This window comes from Stappia sp. ABD4_338 (genome assembly GCF_056312175.1).
On sequence record NZ_CM149982.1, the window covers coordinates 2777461 to 2798209 of the forward strand.

The following is a 20749-nucleotide window of genomic DNA, read 5'->3' on the forward strand; positions in this document are numbered from 1 at the left end:
GCATCACTCCGCCGCCACCTGGCGCGGTACCAGCGCACTCTGGAGCCGCTCCGCATACCAGTCGACGAACTGGGCCACGCCGCTTTCCTGCCCCGGCGAATAGGGGCCAGGGCGATAGGACGACGAGAAGATCCCCTGCTGGTTGACCTCGACGATCCCGCGATCCTCGTCGTTGGTGGCAAGCCAGACCTCGGTCAGCCGCTTCAGATCGTAGTCGACACCCTCCACCGCGTCCTTGTGCACCAGCCAGGTCGTCGTGACCTCCGTCTCGTGCGGCCCGACCGGCATGACGCGGAAGGTCAGCGCGTGATCGGGCAGGAAGTGGCTCCACGTACTGGGATAATGGAAGGTCATCAGTGTACCGGCGTCGCGTGGCGCGACACGACCGAGAGCCCGTGCGACCGCCTCCCTGCCATCCATCGTGTAGCTGACGGCACGTTCCTGCAGCGGCATCCGGGCAACCCGGAACTGCCCGTCGTCCGATAGGTGGAACTGCGCCGGCGCGCCTGCCTCCTCGCAACGATCGAAATGCGCCTGAAGGCGCGGCGACACGCCGCCATCCGCCTGAACGCCAGCCACTTCCGGGTCGAGCGGGAAGGAACGGCAGAGCGCGGGATGATTGCTGCTGCAGTGGTAGCATTCGCGGTTGTTTTCCCACACCAGCTTCCAGTTCGCCTTCTCGATGATCGTCGAGGTGAAGGCGACCCTGGCGTTGGCAAGATCATGAACCGCAAAATAGGGAGCGACCCGCTCGGCGAAGGACTCGAAGTCGGGCGGCGTGTCGGCAAGGCAGATGAAGACGAGGCCCTCGAGCAGACGCAGGTGCACCGGATGCAGGCCGTATCGGGACGGATCGAACTCGGGGCCCATGTCATTGGCCCAGATCAGCTTGCCGTCGAGTTCGTAGGTCCACTGGTGATAGGGACACACAAGCTTGGCCACCTGCCCTTCCCGGGCTTTGCAGATCAGGGACCCGCGGTGACGACAGGAATTGTGAAAGGCGCGGATCCTGCCATCGCGGCCGCGCACGATGATCACCTCGTTCGCGCCGACCCGCATCGTGACATAGCTGCCCGTTCGCGGGAGCTGGCAGGCGGGCACGGCATAGAGCCATTCCCGGCCGAAAATGACCTCCAGATCGCGGTCGTAGACCTCGGGAGAGACGTAGAAAGGCTGCTCCAGGCTGTAGCCGGACACCCGGCGGGCTAGGAGTTCATCAAGGGAAGGTGCATTGCTTGTCATTTGCGGAACCCAGGCTCAGCATGTTCAACTGAGATAAATCTTCTCGCTCCAGATCCCGCATTGACAATATCACTAAAATTCATCTTGAGTTATCTGAAGTAATCCAAAACCGCAGGGCGAGGGCCGCCTCACATGTCACGCCCCTATGACTTTTCCTCGATGACCGCACTCGTCTGCTTCGAGGCGGCAGCCAGGAGTTCAAGCTTCAAGAAGGCCGCGCAGGAACTGAACGTGACACCGGCGGCCATAAGCCATCAGATAAAGGCGCTGGAAACCGACCTCGGCTGCAGCCTGTTTCTGCGTCAGCATCGCGGGGTCGAGCTGACCGAGAAGGGAGCGTTTCTTTTCATCGCGGCGCAGCGGGGTTTCGAGGGCATATCGGACGCTCTCGCCCACATCCGCGACCGCCCAGAAACGGTCGACGTAACCATCGGCACCAGCACCGCCTTCAGCGCTCTCTGGCTGACGCCGAAGATCACCGCGTTCTGGAAGATCCATCCGGAGATCACGGTTTCGCAGATCATCAGCGACGTGCCCGGCATGACTGCCAGATGCGACCTCAGCATCCACTATGGCGGCACGCAGGAAAGCGGAGCCGACTATCGCGAGCTGTTCCGCGACACGATCGTCGCGCTTGGAACGAAGCGTTTCGCTGCCGACTTCGAGATTTCGACGCTTGAGGACCTGCACAAGGCGCCCCTCATCCACGCGAGCGGCAAGGAGACCGGCTGGACCACCTGGGACGACTGGTTCGCCGCCCTGGGACACGGCGAACCGAAGCGCCGCAGGCTGCACGTGAACAACTACATGATCGCGCTTCAGGCGGCGCAGGACGACGTGGGAGCGGTCCTGGGCTGGGACGGCCTCGTCGGCGACCTGATGAGAGAAGGGCGGCTGGTGAAGCTCGTGGCCGACAACATCCCCTCCCCCTCGCCTTTCGAGCTCAGGGTCCACCCGCGCGCGACGAGCCGCGCCCGCCTGTTCGCCGACTGGCTCGTCAAAAGCGCGGAGGCGCCACCGCGCCACGCGTCCGGACCCGCCTGATGAAGTGAGGCATCCCCCCCGATATCGGCCTGCGGACACCGCCCCCAAGGGCGCGGCATCACGTCGGCGAGGTTGCGGGCACTCCACGTTCCGGATCGAATACGGAATACCCGTTCCGGCCGCTTCGCTTGGTCTCGTAGAGCGCCGTATCCGCATCCTGCAGGTGATCGGACAGCGGCTTTCCGCTCGCCGGGTCCCAGACGCTCAGGCCGACACTGACGGAGGTCTCGATGACGGAGCCGAGGTGAACGGCGGGCGTCGAGGATACGGCCCCGGCAAGCGCCTCGGCGAAACGCTCCGCCGCGCCGACCTCATGAACCGGCAGCAGCACCGCGAATTCATCTCCGCCCAACCTCGCCAGCACATCCGCCGGACGCAGCAGGCCCTTGGCAAGCCGGGCCACGTGAACGAGGCAGGCATCGCCCGCACCGTGGCCATGGGTATCGTTGATCACCTTGAGGCCATCGAGGTCGATCATCACCACGCAGACCTTTTCCCCCTGCCGCTTCGCGCGCTTGGCGATCAACGCCGAACGCTCGCGCATGCCGCGCCGGTTGAGAAGCCCCGTGAGATCGTCACGGGTGGCAAGAGCTGCCAGCTCCGAGTTCAACTGGTCGATCGCCATCAGGAGAAAACCGAAATTCAGCGTGCTGGTGCCGATGATCGTCGCCATCAGAAGCCAGGCCGCGAAGGCGTAGTAGCCTTCATCGGAGAGCGCACCAGCGATGCGCATGAGATTGGTCACCACCTCGACCGACTGGCCGAAAAGAGCGATACCGGCGGCGGCGAGCGCCACCAGGGTGCCCAGTCCGAAACTTTTCTCCGACCTGAGCGCCAGGGCGCTGAAGATCATCGGAGGGATCTGGATCGCGGAGAAGACGACATTCTGCCCCGCTCTCGTGTCACCGGCGAGCGCCAGAACAAACACGCAGGCCACCATGTAGCCCATGGCCATCGGCCATCGCGCGGAGCGGCCCAGAAAGACCTGCACCCCCTGCCAGATCAGACTGTAGCCCAGGCCGATCGCCGCGATCCCCAGAAAGGTCCAGAATCGCGCGCTCTCGGCAGCCTCGATGTACAACATGATCCCGCCGAAACTCGTGCAGATCAGCGCTCCCAGCCAGAAGCGCGCCGCCACGAGTTTGGGATAGGAAATGGCGACACCGGCCCAGACGACGGCAATGCCGATCGAATTCAGGAGGATGACAACGTAAAGGGTCGTGAAATCGAGGGTCATGAAGGCTCGCCAACTGTCAGGCTCTTGCCACATCCAGGCGTCATGCCCGAAGCAGCTCCTGCGGCTCGCTCCCCCATGCAATGCCAACCGCCGTGTCTGATAAGCCGCGCCGCTGAACAAGTCACTATGAATGCCGGGACAAATTTACAAAAACCATGCTGCGGATAAGCCCCAGGCGAGGAGACCCGAGATTGAATTTGCAAACCGACGCCGCATGCGTTCAAAACAACGGACCAACTCCACGCTGTAGTGACCGGAAACACGCTCCCGGTCACCCCGGCGCCTGTTCGTCGCCATCAAATTTCCAATTTGGCAACGGATCGTTGTGATTTGGTGGTATCTCTTAATGCCGTGCAAACCAACTGCGGTGCCTCAATAGATGTCTGACAACGCGGAAGCGAAACCTGTTGACACCAAGGCGAGTGGTGTAGCGGCTCTCAAGGAGAAAACCGGCGTCAAGGAAGCGTCGGCGGGAGGCCAGGTTGCCGACAAGGCGGCGAAGGAACCCCGCGTCGTTCCCCTGAGAATCGACCGCGCGGCCGCGGCCATTGTTCGCAAGGCCGAGCAGAACATCCGGCCCCAGGGCGTGCGACGGCTGATCCTTAAGGCGTCCTTCGTGCTCTGCGTGCTCATACCGACGCTGCTTGGAGCTGCCTACTTCCTGCTGATCGCGTCCGACCGCTATGTCGCCGGAGCGAGCTTCTCGGTCCGCAGCATGGACAATACGGTGCCCGGCGGCGATTTCCTGGGTGCAATCAGCGGCCTCTCCAGCGTCGGAACCACAACGACCGATTCCTTCATCCTGCTTCAGTACCTGCACAGTCGGGAGATCGTGGAGAAGGTTGAAAAGGAGTTCGACCTGAGGGCGGCGTTCAGCCGACCGGGAATCGACTTCGCCTATCGTCTGGATCCTCAGGCGCCGATCGAGGACCTCGTGGATTATTGGCGCGACATGGTCTCGCCGTCCTATGACAACACGTCCGCGATCTCGAAGTTCGAGGTGCAGGCGTTTACCCCCGCCGATGCGGAAGCCATCGCGGCTCAGGTGGTCAAGCACAGTCAGGACCTCATCAATCGCCTTTCGGCGCAGGCGCGCGAAGACGCGGTGCAGTTCGCAAAGCGGGAAACGGCGAGCGCGGAACTGCGGCTGAAGGTCATCCGGGACCGGATGCGCCAGTTCCGGACGTCGTCAAGCGCCGTCGACCCGGCCGCCTCGGCCGCCGCACAGGTGGAACTGGTCGCGAGCATCGAAGGCCGACTGGTCGAATTGCGCGCAAGGCTTGGAACCCTCGAGAGCTCCCTCAGCGACGATGCACCGTCCGTCGTGCAGCTGAGAAAGCAGATAGCAGCACTCGAGCAGCAACTGCTCGAGAAGCAGACGGAAGTGAACGAGGACGTTCCCGATCCGCTGCGCTCCGGCGGCGGGCTGTCCGCGCTGCTCTCCGACTACGAAAAGCTCAAGGTCGATCTCGAGTTCGCGCAGAAGGCCTATGCCGCCTCGCTCTCCGCTCTCGAACGCGCGCGTGCGGAGGCAGACCGACAGCAGCGCTTCCTCGCGGTGTTCGAATCGCCCAGTGTTCCGGAACTGGCACTCTACCCCTATCGGTATATCGACACCGCACTGGTATTCATTGTGTCGCTCATCCTCTGGGGAATCGGGGTGCTTCTGGCGTACTCGATCCGGGACAACATGCAGTAGCGACTGTGTATCGCGGCGCGGGGCCTGATCCGGCCATGGCGCGGACGAAAGACGAATGACCACAGCAGTGCGATCTCGCGAGAACCCGATCGTCATCAAGGCGCGCGTCGTCGGCGCTCTTGCGCTGCGCGAGGCGCGCGTGACCTTCGGTGCCGTGAAGCTCGGCTACTTCTGGGCGATCTTCGAGCCGGTTCTGGGAACGGCACTGCTCACGTTCATCTTCTCGCTCATATCGCGCCATCCGCCGATAGGGACGAGTTTCGCCCTGTTCTTCGCCACGGGCATTCTCATCTACAATCTGTATCAGAAGCTGTCGGGCTCACTGATGGCGGTCTTCGAGGCCAATCGCGGACTCCTGGCCTATCCTCTGGTCAAGGAAACCGACGTGGTTTTCGCGCGGTTTCTCGTGATCCTGATGACCTATCTTTTCATCTACATCATTTTCTTCGGGGGACTGATCACGCTGGGGCTCGCGCATTTTCCGCATCGCCTGGACGTGGTGCTTCTCGCCATTGGGGCAATCGCGGCGCTCGGCCTGGGCGCCGGGCTGACCAATGCCGTCATCTACATGCTCTGGCCGACCTGGCGAAGGATCGAAGCGGTCATCACGCGACCGCTGTTTTTTCTGTCGGGCGTGTTCTTCATCCCGTCGAATTTCCCGCCGACCATGAGATACTGGCTGTCGTGGAATCCCATTCTTCAGGCGATCGACCTTTTCCGTGTCGGCTACTACAGCAACTATCACAGTCAGGTCCTTGATGTACCCTATCTGTGCATGTACATCGCAATCCTGTTTTTCGTGGCCTTTGGAGCGGAACGCCTCTATCGGAAGCACCAGAACTAGGGCGGCGTCATGATCAGCTTTCGCGGTGTCAGGAAAACCTACCGCCTCAAAGGCGTCCGAAAGGTCATCGTCGACGATGTGACGCTTGATCTGCCTTCGGACCGCAACATCGCCATCCTTGGCGAGAATGGCGCCGGCAAGTCCACGCTGATGCGGCTGATCGCAGGCGCGGAGCTGCCGGATCGCGGCCGGATCCTTCGCCATGGCATCGTGTCCTGGCCGCTGGGTTTCAGCGGCGGGTTCAACGGCGACATGACAGGCATGGAAAACGCGAAATTCGTCGCCCGCATGTATGGCGAGGATACGGAGCGCGTCGTGACCTATGTGGAGGAGTTCTCCGAACTCGGCCGGTCAATGTCCTTGCCGATCAAGACCTACTCCAGCGGCATGAGAGCGCGCCTGGCCTTCGGCGTCAGCATGGCGATCAATTTTTCCTGCTACCTGATCGACGAGGTCACCTCCGTGGGCGATGCCCGCTTCAAACGCAAATGCGATCAGGTATTTGAAGAAAAGATGCAGGACGCGAACATCATCATGATCTCGCACAGCATGAGCACGATACGGAAGTTCTGCAAGAGCGGGTGCTTTCTGCATGAAGGGCGCCTGCGCTACTACGAGGATGTGGAAGCGGCGATCGAGGCGCACACTCGCGCGCAAGCCTGATCGCGACGAAAACGGCGCAAGGCCACAACAATGCCATGCCGGCCTGTTCTTCCGGTTGGCGCCACGTCATGAAGTCCGACGGCGCCGGCAACCCCGTCCCCTCCGGTTCAGATACATGAAGTGCGGTAGTGGACGTAACTGGCGATCATCACCGGCCGCTTCTCGAAATGGATGCAAATCGCTTGGAAGACAAAAGAGTCCTGATCGTTTCGGTAGATGCGCTGCCGAAAGTTGGCGGAATATCCAATTTCGCGCATCACATCTCCAATGCGATCGCGGAACGCTGTGACTATGCGGCCCTGCTGGCTCCATCCTCTTCGAAAGGCGCAACTCCGGAAGGAAGCAGATACGATCTCGTGCCGGACACGAAATCCAGGGTCCGGAATTACGAGAAACGCAAGAGGCTCGAAGACGAGAGAACGCGGAACCTGATCCGTGATATTTGCAACAAGAAGAGCATAAACAAGATACTGCTTGTCCATCACTACTACTATGGCGACGGAGCCATGGCCGCGGCAGCGGAATTGGGGATCGACTGCGATCTGGTCCTGCATGGCACCGAAATATCCAGCCAGTTTCCCGAGTGCATCGATGCGGCCGGGCACCTCAAGGCACATCTGATCGGGTCGCGTCCCTTTCAACTGTACCGCGCCCTTACACGGTCTTCGAACATCTATTGCAACAGCCGTTTCACGATGCATCTCGCGAAAAACATACACGGGAACAGGGAGTATTCCGTATGCGGGTGCGGCATAGACATCAGGGACTACACGAGATCAGGTGACTGGATACCTGCGGGACCTGACCGGAAAAAGCGAAAGCGGCAGGCGTTCGGATGGGCCGGAGATGAGATCCACCTGTGCTACGTCGGCCGTCTCGTAAAGCACAAGCGGGTTGAGAGGATCTTCGGCATTCTGGAGCGAACCGACAGCATCCTTCATGTGATCGGCAGCGGCCCCCACGAGAAGTCCCTCAGACACGCGGCAGCGTCGCGAGGCCTGGAGAGCAAGATCTTCTTTCATGGCGGCCTGGGCAACGAAGACAGAAATCGGATGATGGAGATCAGTGACCACGTGATCCTGCCATCCGAGATGGATGCGCAGACCGGCGGTTACGAGGGCTTTGGAATAACCGCTCTCGAAGCGGTCGCTCTTGGCACCCTGCCCATTCTGTCAGGACATGAGGGACTGGACGATCTGCTAAGCGTGTATGGAATTGGCGAACGCGGCCTGACCTCGGATCAAGATGTCGAGCGTACAGTGGCGCTCATGGCCGAATACAAAGATGAAGACAAATACAAAAAGCATATTGACGATGCTCGGACGACCATCGCAAACCACCTGACTTGGAAGCATATCGTGGAGCGTATGTGGTGCTGATTTCGACAAGGCGTAAGATCAACACTGCGCTACGCGAGATCGAGAGCGCCTTCAACGGGATTGTATCGACGCTTGTCGTTTCGGACGAGTACCCGCCGGAAACGACCGGCGGCGCCGAAATAAGCATGCACCAGCTTATCAAGGAAAGCGCGAATCCGAACGAATACCTTGTTGTGAAGTTCACCGGCGCGGACAATGACTTTCGGTTCTATGTGGAGGACGGCATCAAGGTCATCGTTGCCCCCCGCTTGCTTCCACACGAGATGTTCAACAACGCTCTCCCGCACCCGATCTCGCGCCTGAAATTCTTCGGCGTACGCGTAAGCGACGTTCCCGTTTCTTATGCCTATGCGCTCAGGTTCGGCCTAACCAGACTGCGGTTTGCCTACTACAGGCTTCTTTTGCGACGGGAAAAACCTGTCGGCGGCATACCTGCGGATGCCATTCCCGAGAACTACGTTTTCAGGACCCGGTTCCTGAATGAGATCGCATCCAGATTGCGGGTGTCCAGGGTCATCGCGAACAATACCCGCAGCATCGTCTTGACCAGAAGAGCGATGGATCGATCGAAGGCTCTCTGGAGCAACATCCACAAGATCGCGTATGTGCGGGACAATCGCTTTTTCTGCGCCCGACACAATCAGATCATGGTCGTGAACGGCAGTGTGTGCAGCAGATGCGATTTCGCCTGCGCAGACGAGGATGCCCCTTTTGCAACGCCCGACTTCCGTCGCGTCCTGGAAGGCGTGCGGGATGAGCGCCGAGGAAGCCTGAGAGCTTTCGACGACATCATCGTTACCAGTGAATACCTGCAAAGCCAGATCGAGGGGCTGGTTCAATCCAGCGTGCCGGTGCATATCGTGCCGAATTTCGTCGGTGATGCCCCGGAGCCCGCAGCGTCTCCCGCCAGACCGGACGACCGCCGCATTGTCCTGATGATTGGCTCCATTACCCAGGCGAAGGGGCAATTCGAGTTCATCCGAAACAGCCTGGACAGGATCAGGTCCGACCCGAAAATTGAAATTCACATTGCCGGGCGGGGCCAGGCCCTGTCGAAGGAAATTGTGGACTTCTGCCGTGAGAACACGATCGACGGGCAGGTCAGGATGCTCGGGTTCCTGGATCGAAAGGGCCTGTATGCGGCGATTGGGAGCGCTGATGTCGTCGCCCTTCCAACCATTTGGCCGGAGCCCTTCGGCAGGGTTCCGCTCGAGGCCGGAATCATGGGAAAGCCTGTCGTGGCGTTCGAGGGTGGAGGCTATCGTGAAACCATCGTGGATGAACAAACGGGATATCTGGTGCGCCGAGGCGACTACAGCGCCCTGTGGGCAAGGATCGACCAGCTCCTGGGCGACAACCGGTTGCGGGACAGCGTTGGTGGCGCGGCACGTTCCCATATCTGGGAAAAATACTCGGTCGGCAGGGCACGGGAGGCCTACTGCGCGGTACTGAACAGGCACATGCAAGCGGACAACGCATCCTTGTGAAGGTTGCGCCTCGGGGTACCGCTCTTCAAACCGTGGCGGCCACCGGACGTTGCGCCACCCTGTCCGCCTTCTCATCCGGGCAAGCGGGCGCCCAGGACCGTGAGCCCTTCCAGGTGGTGCACGGCGACTCAGGAACACGGAGACATGAGGATGATACTGATCACCGGAGGAGCCGGCTTCATCGGAAGCAACATCGTCGCGCGGCTCTGCGACGACGGGCACGAGGTTGTGGTCTGCGACTGGCTCGGCGACGACAACATCAAGTGGCAGAACCTCAAGAACCGTCTGCTTTACCGGATCATCGCCCCCGAGGCGCTTGGCGACTTCCTGGCCTCCTCTCCCGATCTCGCCGCGGTCATTCACATGGGGGCGATCTCCGCGACCACGGCAAGCGACGCGGATCTCATCGTCCGGACCAATATCGACCTGTCGCAGAGCCTTTGGCGATACTGCGCGGATCGCTCCGTCCCCTTCATCTATGCGTCGTCCGCCGCCACCTATGGCGATGGCAGCCAGGGCTTTCGCGACGACAATGACATCGAGCAGATGAAGCAGCTTCAGCCGCTGAACCTCTACGGCTGGTCCAAGAAGTTCTTCGATCTCTGGGCCCTGTCGGAACAGGCCAGGGGCCGCGCCACACCGCCGAAATGGGCCGGCCTCAAGTTCTTCAACGTCTACGGGCCGAACGAACTGCACAAGGGCGACATGATGAGCATCGTGTCGAAGAACCGGGAAAAATGCGCCGCCGGAGAGGAAGTGCCGCTCTTCAGGTCGCATCGCCCCGACTATGAGGACGGCGGCCAGCTTCGCGACTTCGTGTTCGTCGACGACTGCGTCGACATTGTCTGCTGGCTGCTTTCGAACCGGTTTGAAAACGGGGTCTTCAACGTGGGCAGCGGACAGGCGCGCAGCTTCCGCGATCTGATCGCCGCCACCTTCAAGGCCGCCGGGCAAGCGGAGAATATCCGCTACATCGACATGCCGGTCTCGCTTCGCGACAAGTACCAGTATTTTACCGAGGCCGACATGACACGGTTGCGCCAGGCGGGCTACAACGGCGGCGGCACCTCGATCGAGCGCGGCGTGGAGATCACGATGCGCGACTACCTTCTGAAGACCGATCCGCATCGGTAGCCCCGGATTTCCGGGACGCGACACGGGAACAGACCCCAGATGGACACGACCTCCGACCAGATCCCCCCTTCGCATACGCTGGTCCTGGGCGACATCATGCTCGACCGTCACATCCACGGCCAGATCACGCGGATCTCCCCGGAGGCCCCCGTCCCGGTCTTCAGGCACAAATACGCCACACACACCCTTGGCGGCGCGGGGAATGTCGCGGCCAACATCGTTTCCCTGGGTGGCAACGCGACCCTTCTCTCGGTTTCGGGGGCGGATGATCAACGCCCCCTCCTTACCCGCATCTGCGAGGACTACGGCGTGGAGCCGAGCGGGATCGTTCCCTCGAACCACCGAAAGACCACCACCAAGACCCGCTTCGTCGTGGATGGGCAACAGGTCATCCGCTACGACGAGGAAGATGACTCTCCGCTCGCCGACGAAGAGCATGCGGTCCTTGCGACACTGATCGAGAAGCACGCCTCGCAAGCCAGCTGCATCGTCCTGTCCGACTACGGAAAGGGCATCTTTCACGGCCCGCTCGGCCAGTCTCTCATCCGCTCCTGCACGGCTTTGGGCAAGCCCGTGATCGTCGACCCCAAGGGCAACGACTTCAGCCGGTACAGCGGCGCGACGGGAATAACTCCGAATCTCAAGGAGTTGAGCGCGGCCGTCGGGCGCAAGCTCCACGATGATGACGAGGTGGTTACCGCCTGCCGGGAGCTGATCGACCGGTTCGGCTTCGACTTCGTGCTCGCAACGCGCAGCGAAAAGGGCATGTCGCTCGTGGAGCGCGACACGGCAACTCACCTGACGGCCCGGGCCCGCGAGGTCTTCGACGTCTCGGGCGCCGGGGATACAGTCGTGGCGACGCTCGCCGTCGGGCTGGCGAGCGGCTCAAGCCTTCAGGCGGCCGCGCGCATGTCGAATGTCGCGGGTGGGCTGGCGGTCCAGAGGCGGGGCACGGCCCGCATTTCCCGCGAGGAACTGCGCAGCGAGATGGCCCGCCAGCATATTCCCGGCACGGTGATGCCGTCGTTTTCCAGCCTGTCGCAAGCTCTGCAGACCCGCAGCCAGTGGAAGGCGGAGGGGCTGAAGGTCGGCTTCACGAACGGCTGTTTCGACATTCTCCATGCGGGGCACGCGTCCATGCTCGAACGCGCGCGCGAGCACTGCGACAGGCTGGTGGTGGGCCTGAATTCCGATGCATCGGTATCCCGTCTCAAGGGGCCGAGCCGTCCGGTCAACACGGTGCATGACCGCGCCATGCTTCTGGCATCGCTGCGCTCCGTCGACGCCGTCGTCGTGTTCGACGACGACACGCCGCTGTCGCTCATCGAGACGTTGCAGCCGGACGTGCTGTTCAAGGGCGCCGACTACACGCTGGATACGGTCGTGGGCGCGCACAGCGTGCAGGCGAACGGGGGTGAAGTGATCCTGCTCGATCTGGTGGAGGGGCGCAGCACCACCGAGACCATCCGCAAGATCAAGACGTGAGCACCGGCAACACATTCCGGCACGACGACCCGAGGCGTATCGCGCCGGGCCTGTGGCGGGAGATCCTTCGCCCCTTCGCGGGCACGACGAGGCCCGCACTCTTCCTAGACCGGGACGGGGTTCTCAATCGCGACACGGGATATGTCGGCGATCCGCGAACGCTCGAGGTCTGGACGGATACGGCCCCGCTTGTCAGAGCCGCTAACCGCCGCGAGAGTCCCGTTGTCGTTGTCACGAACCAGTCCGGCATCGCACGCGGATACTACGGCTGGGGCGACTTCGACGCGGTGAACCGCCGGATCCTGAAGGAGTTCGCGGCAGCCGGTGCAACCATCGATGCCATTCTGGCCTGCGCGTATCATGAAGAGGGCCTGGACGCGCTCGCGGTTGCCGACCACCCCTGGCGAAAACCGCGAGCCGGCATGTTGCTGGAAGCGGCAAGATTGCTTCCTGTGGCGCTTGGAACGTCCTTCATCGTCGGAGATCGCAAGGGAGACATGGAAGCGGCCGCCGCAGCCGGCCTGAAACGCGGGCTCATGCTTGTGCCGGATGACAAGCCGGCACGCGGAACGATCGACGGTTTCACCTATGACATTCGCCCCTGGCAGGCGGTGGGCTGGCCGGAGGTTGCCGCGACCGCGTTCCCGCCCGCCCCGGACCGGGCGTCTTCCTGCTAGGAGACAACGGCCCGGTCGTTCAGCCTTCGCCACTCCGCCCCATCGGAAAAGGCAAGGACGGGTCCTCCGCTCTCATCGCTCACGAAGACAATCGCCCCCGCTCCGTGTTCCACCGCCGAGGGCAGACCGGCAACCGTGTAGCCCTTGACGCGGACAGGCCCGTCGACGTCGAGCTTGGTGCTGGGCGTATGCGTCCCGATGCCCGTGAACCCCGTCGCGGCATCGAGCTTCAGATGAGCCCACTGCGTCACACCGGCATGACGGGTGATGAAGAAAATATCTCCATCATCTTCGACCGACCGAATGCTGAAGTCCGCTTTGCCGGTCGCCGAGTTGTATTGGGTGTAAAACGCGGCATACTCGATGTTGGAATGACGGAATGACATGTAGGCGCGCGCACCATCAGTCTGATCTGCATTGGCCAGAAGACGCGCGCTGGCTCCAACACCATATCTACTGAACTGAATGCTTCCGCCGTTGGACAGGGCGTAGGTGAAATCCCCATCTGACGGGTTGATATCAATAGCAGACCGGAAAACGGCGCCGTCCGCCGAGATCTTGATGCGAAAATGGTCGTCGCCGGCAATGCCGACCTCCGCCCGTCCGCTGTATCCAGTCTGGAACAGGAGCGACGCGGTGTCTGCCGCCGCCGCCTTGTTGAGCTTGAGCCGTTGGTCGGCGCCGTCATGTGTCAGCAGGACGGACTCGGAGCTTACGACGAACCGTTCACCGGTCGTGGGCGATGCATTGATGCCGAGCATGTCCGTTCCGGTCTTGGGCACGCTGCGCAAGTCGACCCATCCGCCGTCCGCAGGAGAGATCCCGAGGACGGATCGATGTCCGCAAGCAGGTTCAGCCTGGCTGCATCTCTTTGGTCCGGACAAGGTCGGCGACCGCATCGGACACACATTTCAACTGCGTCTCGACGTCGAAAGGTTCCATCAGTCTTTCAAACTCGGCATCGCCGACATCCTCCGACATCGTGCGGTCCAGCAGCTCGAGCCAGGTATCGACGTTGTCGTCCGGCGCCAGCCATCTGGGCGGAAGCACTTCCTTCATTCCACCGCGATCCGTCGAGATCGTCGGCGTCCTGCAGATCAGCGCCTCGAACACCACACGACCGGTTCCGCAAGGGTCCTCGTTTCCAAGCGGGAAAAGGAAAACCCTGGCGTTCTCGTACATGCTGGAAAAATCGGCGCCATCGAAGAAGGGATCAACCCGCACATTCGCCGGGAACGGCTTCCCGTCCCCTCCGATGACACGAAACCTCCAGTTGGGACGGTTGGCCGCCAACTGGCGGACGAGGTCGCCGCCGCGCCATTTGGATGCATTGATCAGGAGGATCTCGGAGCGTTCCGCGAGGGGCCTGATCCCGGCAGCACCCGGTGGCGGCGTAACGGGAACATAGGAAGTCGTGGCGTCGACGTCATAGAGCCGTTTCAGCACCTGGGCGACATAGCGCGCGTTGGTGATGATCCTGAACGCGCCGGCATAGGCCGACCTGTACAGCGATTTTTCATTGCGAACCGGCGACCGGTCCAGCAGGTCGACATAGGGCTTGGGGCAGATCTCCCCCCAATCGCGCGGGAAGAAGATATAGGGAACATCCGTCGCCTGGCAGACCTGCACTGCAGCGAGACCCGCGCCGCCATAGGTCAACACTCCGTCCGGGCGCCAGCCGGCGATGGCGGCCGCCAGCGTGTCCGCGAAGACATACTGACCGGCCACCACATACCGGCAGAGGTCCGTTTCATCCAGGCAGGCCTCGGCGGTCTTCTTGTTCTCGACGACAACAAGAACCTCGTACCCTTCCTCCTTGAGCTGCTGGACGATGGCCCGCGTGGAACGTTCTCCACCGCGCGGATTATGCTTCTCAAGGTGGTGATGCGCCGCGAAGAGCAGCCGCTTTCCGCCCGTGACAGGACGCGCAACACCGTGTTGCCGCAGGAGGTCGGACAGGGAGGCAGCCGCGCCGTCCTGTTTCCCGCCCCGCGCGTTCGCGAAAAGGGCCAGTTCGCGCCCTTCGGCATCGCGGCAGGAAGCCGCCATGTCGAGCCGCTCCCACGTGCCAGCGAGAGCAGCCTTGTCAACCGCATCCTCCCGCATGATGACGAAGTCCATCCTGCCCGCGATCTCCTCGCTCTTCAGTTCGCCGGGTTTCAGGCAGAAGACGTCGACTTCCTCGTTGAAGGCGGCAAGTTCCTCCGGCCGGGAGGTCCAGTCTCCCACGAGAGCAAAGGCCAGCTTCCCTTCCGGTGGATCGAAACGGGTATGTGGCAGCCTGTAGGGCGTGTCGTCCAGTCGCACCACGACCTGCGCCAGCGTCTTGGGCAGCGTCTTGGGCAGCGTTACGCCGAGTTCCTGCTTCAACGTCGCAAGCGGGCCGCCGTCGCCCCGCGCCGCAACCAGGAGCCTGTCCTTCAAACGAGCGGCCTCCTGCCCCTCTCCAAGGGAGGCAAAGGCGCGCAAGGCAATCGTCGCGGCCTCGACCCAGGCGATGCGATCCTCGGGAACCTCCTCATCGACATCCCACGAGCGCCACAGAGAAACGATGGTCTCCGCCTCGCCACGCGCGATGTGACTTCTGAGGAGGATGTTGCGCAACACCCAGGGCCGCTCGACGCGACCGATGTCGTCGAGACAATAGGTGATCGCGGTGTCGTAGTCGCGCGCGACATAGGAAAAACGCGCACGCTCATAGCGCAGTTCATCATCGACGCCGGCCGTCCGCACACGCCAGTCGAGCACCTGACGCGCCCGGTCCATGCGCTTGCGCCCAACCAGCGCCTTGAACGGGTCCGACCATTTCCCCGAAAGATACGGATAGAGCGAGAAGGAGTCGGCGGCGAACTGGGCCTGATATGGCTCCCGAACCAGGACCCCGCGGCGCTCGACCTCCATCTCGATCGCACGCGAAAGACTGTTACCGACGTGCGTCCCGCCAAGCCGGATCTTGTCGAGAACCTCGCTGAGCACGGATGCCAAGGTGACATCGGACATGCACATGGGGGCGTTGCAGGAGGTAAACTCCTTGCGGAACTGGCAGGGCGAACAGGACCGCGTGGATCGCATCACGGATGCCGAAGGCACCATCGGCCCGTTCTTGAGCACGCCTGTCGGCCCGAAGATCACGACGGTGGGCACCTGAAGCGCGTCGGCGATATGGAAGGCGCCGCCATCCGCTCCGACGAACACATCCATCTCGCGCAGGCGCTCGATGGAGTCACGCAGTTTCAAGCCGGTCAGATCGATGCATCCGGCGATCGCCTCTCCCGGTCCGCCGACACTGTGGGCGATGACGCCGACATCGGACAGGTCCTGCGCCAGTTGCGCAAAATGCGGCCACTGACGATTGCCCCAGATCGCCCCGCTCCGGCCGGCCGCGATGGCGACCTTCGCGCCGTTCGTCGGCTTGGGCGCACTCGTTCCATGCGCGGGCTCGTCGAACCCGCGAACAAACGGAACGATCTCCGCATCCGTTTCCCTGGGGTCGCATTCCAGGAAGGTCGACAGGCCATTGAAGTAGTAGCGCGCCTCCGACATGTAGCGGGTCGTGCCATAAAAGTCATAGACGGCACGCTGGAAGAACACCCGAGGCGCAAACGCGGGCATCGCCATCGCGCCCATGGTCGATGCCTGAAACACGTGGTCATAGTCGCGACCGCCGAGGCTCGCTCCGGCGTGATAGACGAGGTTCACATGATCGCTCTCGCCGAACAGCTCATGTGCCACCCCGACCTTCGAGTGAACGCAGATGTCCACCGGAACGCCGAGCCGTGCGTGGAGGAAGCGGATCAGCGGCGTGGAGAGCAGCATGTTGCCGATCCCCGCACCGATCATGAGCAGGAAACGGCGACCGAGGAAGGAAAGCGCGCGGTCGAGCCCCTTCTCTGCGGTCTCGCTGACCGCGGTACCGATCCGGAAGGTGTCTTCCAGCCAATGCTCGACCGCCACGTCGGTCACGATCACCGATGCGGCCCGGTTCAAAAGCAGACGCCAGTTCCGCGCAAGGGCCTCGTCGGACGCAAGCGCTTCCCGCTCGACCTGCGGAAGCCCGTCCAGACTGATGATCAATGGCGCGCGCAAACCGGCCAGATCCAGCGGTTCGGACAGGTTCCGCCAGCCAACGACGACAGGCGACGCGGGATCGGCAAAAGACGCAGCGCGCAATGTGCCCGGTTCGATGAATTCGCGCCCGTCCGCTTCCGCAAGGGAGGCATCGGCGCACAGGACACGTCCCGCATCGACAGCGGGTGCGGCCTTCAAGCCCAGAACACGCTGGCTTCCCTCACCGCTTTCCTCGACGGCGAAAACCCGCTCCAGGCCCGGCGTCGCGGACGATCCGTTCAATCCTCCAGGTACGAACTGGGCATTCAATGCAGCTGCCGCGACCTGCAGGATCTCGGAAAGCGATGCGAAGGAGCCTGCCTGTTCGCCGGCCAGCGCGAGATCGGCCCGGCGCAGGGCGACGGCATGGGCTCGCGAGACATCCGGCACGGACTGGAACGGCTCATTCTCCGGGGCTGCCAGATAGGTCAGGCCGACGCTGTCCCGCGCCTCCCGCACGAGCGTGTCCACGGCCTCCGCATCGATCTCCCGTGATGCCAGCACGATGAAGCCGGACGACCCGGCCTCCTCCAACACCTGCCCGAGAGGTGGAAAGCCATCGTCGGCACGAACGACAAGATGCACGTCTCGCGGCTGCGTCGGAGTATCGAGCGTACCGGCAAGGACGTCATCAAGCGCCGAGGGTTCGTTCAGTTGCGCGGCGGCCGCGACGGCACCAAGAGCAATCCGCATCTCAGCGCGCTTGCGCCGGGATTCGCCATTGCCGGGCGCACTCTCCACCGCGAGACCGTAGGCCAACTCCGCAGCGGCAATCTGGCCGCGCGCCCGCAAGGCATCGCCGTATCTCAGCGCCGCCTGCGTCATCTTCACCTGCGGATGGGACACCGCCTCTTCGGCATGATCGACGGCCTCATCCAGCCGTCCGGCCATGCGGGCCGCGACACTTTTCAGAACGGGAATCAGCGGATCGCCGGAACAGGCCTTTGCCATGTCGGCGATCACCGCCTCGGCCTCGCTGAATTCCAGCCGGGAGAGGTGGATGTAGACGCGTTCGCTCCACAGACCCGCATCACCAGGCTCGCGTCGCAGGGCCGCATCGAGAAAATCCTCGGCCTGAAGCCTGTTGGGGGATTTCAGATGCCGCCCCTCACCTTCCAGCGATGCCATGGCGATCGCGAGCCGATGAAGCAGGACCTCGTTTTTCTTCACGGTCGCAATGGCCGGCCCGGCAAGATCGGCAAGACGTCTGGCCGCATCGGGGTGTTTCATCGCCTTCAGGCAAGCCGTCATGCGGTCAAGGCTTCGCCGATCCTGCGGCCTTGCGGAGAACAGGGCCGCGTAGAGGTCGAGCGCCCTGGCGTGGTCTCCGGCCGCAAAGGCGGCATCCGCCTTCTGAGGACCGCCGATGGTCGTTTCGACCGATTGCCGGGCCTGCTCGAGAATGCGGCTGTGCGCGGCGGAGCGGCCGGTCCGGCGGATCCAGTTCACAAGACCGGTCGAGACCCGGCCCTTCTCGCGAGTACCGAAAACGCTCAAGTCCGCCTGCTGTAGCCCCTGGACGACGGCCGTCGCAAGGTGACCGCCAAGTGCGTCGGCTCCCTGCGCGTCCGCCGGTGCCAGAACACCCTGCAGGATGTAGAGCCCGACGATACGCCGGGGTTTGGCCAACCGTATCTCAGAGGGAGCCAAGGCCTCCACGCTAGCCAAGGTCAACCTTGCGACGGCCTCGGCAACGGCGGCCTCCTCGGCCGGTTTCGCACGAAGCAGGTCCCCGATCAGCCGGCCTGTCGAGACCGCATACTCCGGCGACATCGCCTGTCTGGCGGCGACGAGCGCCGTCGCCTCTTCAATCGCTTCCAGCGGGCCGGGCGCTTCGGATGACCTCGGACTTCCCAGTCCCGGCCGCCATCCGACATTGACGGAAGCACCGCCCCCTTTTCGAATGCACAGATTGAGGAGATGCGACGCCTGGATCGTTTTCGCCTTGTCGTCCAGCTTGTTGCGCGCCAGTGCCTCCAGGTACAAGCGGACGCACTCGCCGACGTCGCTGCCGGACTTCGAGGCCACTTCAAGCCTCAGCCGCCATCCTTCATGGCGCCGGGGATACAACCGGACAAGAGCCAACGATGCAACGCGGGACAGCCAGAAGTGACGGCTGCGGATGCCATAGCGCGCAATCCTCGGCAGCGTTTTGATCACGAGATCGTCTCTCCCATCGCTCTACCGGCAATCCTCACCCGATCCGACAATGAAACGTTCTGCGGCAAGATTCGCGTTGCCGAACCCTATCGTATTTGCTGCTGCACAACAGACTTCGTTTCCGCACGGCAACATCCGCTCCACACACAGTGGAAAACCCCGCGCCCCACAACCTCATCTCGTCTTCCGCGACATTGGAAAGACCGCATCCAGCCATGTGCGGACGCCGCCGCATGGCGGACGTCCTTCCTTCGCCTTCCGGTCACGGGATGGTTTTGGGCATCATTTTCCGGCGAAATCAGGGAGGCCGGCAGCGGCGCGTGCACCGCTCCACAAACTTTATACTGTCAAGGAGGGCTTTGAGAGAAAGCCACCCGGCGCAAAGGCTCTGTTCAGTTCGGATATCGCACAGACGATATGATAGAGCGAACTCGCCGGCGACGGCTCCTCGACGAAGCGGGCATCCTCTTGCAGCTTGTCGCGCCACAAGCCGGTCGGGCTTTCCAGGAAGAACATTTCCAGTGCCTCGACCGCCCGGCACGCGGAAGCCAGATAGTGCGCACGCTCCGCCCCCTGGGAGACACGCGCCAGCGCCAGCGCCGCCTTGATCCATTCCGTCTGCCCCCACAGCCGGGCAATGGGAGCCCGCGCGGAAAAGTCGTCGTTCAGCTCCAGAACCGCGACCTTCCGCCGGGGACAGATGCCCCAGGTTTCGCCGATCGCGAACAACCGGCGAGCGGCGATCGCGGCATCGGCACGCCCGCGCCGCCGTGACCAGACAAGCGCAAGCCAGGCCCACTCGAACTGATGGCCCGGCTCGACCTGGCGTCCGCTGTCGTCGGGCATGGGACGCCAGTCGGACGCAAAGAACTCCTTCAAGGCTCCCGTCAGCGGATCAACGAACCGGGCCAGCGCCAGTTCCATGATTTCGTCGGTGACCCTGCTCCACTCGGTGTCGTCGGATATGTCTTCCCAGGCGAGGGTCGCCTCCAGAAGATGCATGTGCGGGTTGGCGCGCAGTGGCAAGCTCGGCGGGCAGCTCTCCTCGAAGCCCGCCTGCGGATGCCGATAGTGCGCCTCCAGTCTTTCGAGCAACGAGCGGGCGATCGGTTCGAACTCTCCGCGACGGGACGGCAGCGCGGCGGATGCATGGGCCAGTGAGAACAGGGCAAAGGCCTGATTGTACAGGTCGAACCGCGTGTCCAGCATTGCACCGTCGGGGGCAACGAGGTCGGCGAACGTTCCGTCGGGAAGCCTGAAATGCGCAAGATACCAGTCCAGCGCGCGGCCCGTGATCGCGGCCCAGTCGCCGGTCCAGCCAAGCCGCCCCGCCTCGATCACTGCATAGATCTGCCGGGGTTGAACCCGCCCGCGGCGCGGAGCGATAACGGCATGCGGCCCGGCGGGATCGATGGCCTCCAGAAATCCCCCGTCAGCGGGGTCGATGCCCAGGCCGGTCCATTGCGGCATCGCATCGTCAGACAACCACCGGGTACACCGCTCGCTCGCGGCACGAAGCCAGGCGATATGCGCGTCTTGATCCATCGAATGCCTCTCCCCGCCCGGTCGCCGGCTCGCTTCCCGTTGCGCG

Annotated in this window: 14 protein-coding genes; 9 read left to right on the top strand and 5 right to left on the bottom strand. The window is 62.7% G+C overall.

Translation table 11 applies throughout. The features are described 5' to 3' along the window. Window positions 1-3: 3 nt before the first annotated feature. A complete protein-coding gene (locus ACYX4S_RS12555) occupies window positions 4-1242 on the bottom strand; it encodes an aromatic ring-hydroxylating oxygenase subunit alpha (RefSeq protein ID WP_476360417.1) in 1239 nt (412 codons plus the stop codon). Window positions 1243-1374: 132 nt separating this feature from the next. On the opposite strand from ACYX4S_RS12555, the gene ACYX4S_RS12560 reads away from it, so the two are divergent. Continuing rightward, window positions 1375-2286 carry a LysR family transcriptional regulator gene (locus tag ACYX4S_RS12560; protein WP_476360418.1) on the top strand — a complete coding sequence of 304 codons (912 nt, stop codon included), beginning with the start codon at window positions 1375-1377 and terminating at the stop codon, window positions 2284-2286. Window positions 2287-2344: 58 nt separating this feature from the next. Here the strand turns inward: ACYX4S_RS12560 and ACYX4S_RS12565 are convergent, their stop codons facing one another. Continuing rightward, window positions 2345-3523: a GGDEF domain-containing protein gene (locus tag ACYX4S_RS12565; protein ID WP_476360419.1), complete on the bottom strand. Its 1179-nt coding sequence runs from the start codon at window positions 3521-3523 to the stop codon at window positions 2345-2347. Window positions 3524-3902: 379 nt separating this feature from the next. Between ACYX4S_RS12565 and ACYX4S_RS12570 the strand changes: the two genes are divergently transcribed. From ACYX4S_RS12570 to ACYX4S_RS12605, 8 genes are all read left to right on the top strand, one after another. Further along, window positions 3903-5222 (top strand): KpsE/RkpR family capsule polysaccharide export protein, encoded by a 1320-nt coding sequence (locus ACYX4S_RS12570; protein ID WP_476360420.1) that lies wholly within the window; start codon window positions 3903-3905, stop codon window positions 5220-5222. 55 nt (window positions 5223-5277) lie between these two features. Next, the gene (locus ACYX4S_RS12575) at window positions 5278-6066 is read left to right on the top strand and encodes an ABC transporter permease (RefSeq protein ID WP_293718634.1); all 789 of its coding nucleotides are present in this window, start codon (window positions 5278-5280) and stop codon (window positions 6064-6066) included. A 9-nt stretch (window positions 6067-6075) separates the two neighbouring features. Then, window positions 6076-6729, top strand: coding sequence for an ABC transporter ATP-binding protein (locus ACYX4S_RS12580; protein ID WP_476360421.1), 654 nt, complete (start codon window positions 6076-6078; stop codon window positions 6727-6729). A gap of 128 nt (window positions 6730-6857) precedes the next feature. Next, the gene (locus ACYX4S_RS12585; protein ID WP_476360422.1) at window positions 6858-8108 is read left to right on the top strand and encodes a glycosyltransferase family 4 protein; all 1251 of its coding nucleotides are present in this window, start codon (window positions 6858-6860) and stop codon (window positions 8106-8108) included. Continuing rightward, window positions 8102-9595, top strand: coding sequence for a glycosyltransferase family 4 protein (locus ACYX4S_RS12590; protein ID WP_476360423.1), 1494 nt, complete (start codon window positions 8102-8104; stop codon window positions 9593-9595). Before ACYX4S_RS12585 ends, ACYX4S_RS12590 begins: the two co-directional genes overlap by 7 nt. Before the next feature lie 150 nt (window positions 9596-9745). Further along, entirely contained in the window at window positions 9746-10729 is a 984-nt protein-coding gene (rfaD, locus tag ACYX4S_RS12595; protein ID WP_476362866.1) for an ADP-glyceromanno-heptose 6-epimerase, read from the top strand. Window positions 10730-10768: 39 nt separating this feature from the next. Then, entirely contained in the window at window positions 10769-12214 is a 1446-nt protein-coding gene (gene rfaE1, locus ACYX4S_RS12600; RefSeq protein WP_476360424.1) for a D-glycero-beta-D-manno-heptose-7-phosphate kinase, read from the top strand. Beyond that, a complete protein-coding gene (locus ACYX4S_RS12605; RefSeq protein WP_476360425.1) occupies window positions 12211-12891 on the top strand; it encodes an HAD-IIIA family hydrolase in 681 nt (226 codons plus the stop codon). The genes rfaE1 and ACYX4S_RS12605 overlap by 4 nt, the downstream gene beginning before the upstream one ends. Here ACYX4S_RS12605 and ACYX4S_RS12610 read toward each other — a convergent pair. From ACYX4S_RS12610 to ACYX4S_RS12620, 3 genes are all read right to left on the bottom strand, one after another. Continuing rightward, a complete protein-coding gene (locus tag ACYX4S_RS12610) occupies window positions 12888-13682 on the bottom strand; it encodes a hypothetical protein (protein ID WP_476360426.1) in 795 nt (264 codons plus the stop codon). The genes ACYX4S_RS12605 and ACYX4S_RS12610 overlap by 4 nt on opposite strands. 61 nt (window positions 13683-13743) lie before the next feature. Then, window positions 13744-19026 carry a glycosyltransferase family 9 protein gene (locus tag ACYX4S_RS12615; protein WP_476360427.1) on the bottom strand — a complete coding sequence of 1761 codons (5283 nt, stop codon included), beginning with the start codon at window positions 19024-19026 and terminating at the stop codon, window positions 13744-13746. 471 nt (window positions 19027-19497) lie between these two features. Then, a complete protein-coding gene (locus ACYX4S_RS12620; protein ID WP_476360428.1) occupies window positions 19498-20703 on the bottom strand; it encodes an AGE family epimerase/isomerase in 1206 nt (401 codons plus the stop codon). Window positions 20704-20749 lie beyond the last annotated feature (46 nt).